Here is a 1,715-nt window from a genome sequence, read left to right on the forward strand (position 1 = left end):
CGCCCGGATCCGGACGACCCGGAGCGGATCAACATCGGGCTGGCGGCGCTGGCCGAGCGGCTCGGACGGCCCGCGGTGCTGATCCCCACCGATGACGCCGCCGCCATCCACCTCGCCGAGCACGGCTCGTCGCTGCGCGGCTCGTTCGTCTTCCCCGAGCCGCCCGCCGGATTGCCGCGCCGGGTAGCCGGGAAGTTCACGTTGCACCAGGTCTGCCGGGAGCTGGAGGTGCCCAGTCCCCGCGCGGAACTGATCGGCACCACCGCCGAGGCCATCGAGTTCGCCGTCGAGGCCGGGTTCCCGCTGATCGCCAAACTGGCCACGCCGTGGACCGGTGCCATGAAGGTGCGCAGCACGACGATCGTGCGCGAGCGCGCGCAGCTGCTCGCGCTCACCCGCGAATGCGAACAGCAGCGCGCGGGCCGGTTGATGCTGCAGGAGTTCCTGCCCGGCGGCGCGGGAAACGACTGGTTCTTCCACGGATACCGCGGCTCCGCCGGCTGCCGCCCGGCGTTCACCGGGGTCAAGGCGCGGTCCTACCCGGCGCATGCCGGCCTGACCACTTTCGGGCGCTGCACGTCGAACACGCTGCTGCGCGGGCAGGCGACCGAGCTGCTGAAGCGGCTGGACTTCCGGGGGATCGCGGATCTGGACTTCCGCTTCGACCACCGGGACGGGCGCTACAAGCTGCTGGACTTCAACCCGCGGCTGGGCGCGCAGTTCCGGCTGTTCCGCGATTCCGCGGGCATCGACGTGGCGCTGGCGGCCTACCTGGACCTGACCGGGCAGCGGGTCGCGGAAGGACTGCCGCCGGTGGGCCGCAGCTTCCTGGTGGAGAACTACGACCCGCTCGGCGCGCTGAGCTACTGGCGGCGCGGCGACCTGCGGCTGCGGGACTGGCTGCGGTCGCTGCGGCGGGTGGACGAAGTGGCGTGGTTCGCCCGCGACGACCTCGCGCCGTTCGCGCTGATGTGCGTGTGGATGGGCAGGCGCGCGCTCACCCGGAGGTTCGGCGCGAAGCCGGGGAAGCGGTTGGTGGACCCGCCGCGCTACGAGGAACGCGGACGCGATGGCGGCAGCCGGCATCGGGGACGGACGCCGTACGCAGTCAAGGAGGATCGCTGATGAACGAAACCGTCGACGTCGCCGTGGTCGGCGCGGGGCCGTACGGGCTGTCGCTGGCGGCGCACCTGCGCGCCGCCGGGGTCCGGTACCGGCAGTTCGGCCACCCGATGGACCTGTGGCGCACCAAGATGCCGCGCGGGATGTACCTGAAATCCCAAGGTTTCGCCTCGAACCTGTCCGATCCGGACGGTTCGCACACGCTGCGGAACTTCTGCCAGGAGACCGGCCGCGGCTACGCCGATTACGGGGTTCCGGTGTCGTTGGACAACTTCATCGCCTACGCCGACTGGTTCCGCGAACAGCGCGGCCTGGACGTGGAAGAAGTGCTGGTCGACGACATCGACCGGCGCGGCGGGGCGTTCGAGCTGGAACTGGCCGACGGCGGCCGGGCGCGCGCCCGCGCGGTCGTGGTGGCCGCGGGAGTGCAGCACTTCCCGCGGATTCCGGAAGTCTTCTCCGACCTGCCGCCGGAGTTGTGCTCGCACAGCTCGGAGCACGCCGACCTCGCCGGCTTCGAGGGACGCCGGGTGCTGGTGGTCGGCGCGGGCCAGTCGGCGCTGGAATCCACCGCGCTGCTGCACGAAGGCGGC

Annotated in this window: 2 protein-coding genes; both read left to right on the forward strand. The window is 71.8% G+C overall.

Going from position 1 to position 1,715, the window contains the following annotated elements:
* Positions 1–1,125 (forward strand): carboxylate--amine ligase (locus IJH84_RS06290; RefSeq protein ID WP_295141410.1); only part of this gene is annotated, 1,125 nt, incomplete at its 5' end.
* A partial coding sequence (locus tag IJH84_RS06295) for a SidA/IucD/PvdA family monooxygenase (protein WP_295141413.1) occupies positions 1,125–1,715 on the forward strand: 591 nt, incomplete at its 3' end. The genes IJH84_RS06290 and IJH84_RS06295, both read left to right, overlap by 1 nt.

It is taken from the genome of Saccharopolyspora sp., from assembly GCF_017434145.1.
Lineage (GTDB): Bacteria > Actinomycetota > Actinomycetes > Mycobacteriales > Pseudonocardiaceae > Saccharopolyspora_C > Saccharopolyspora_C galaxeae.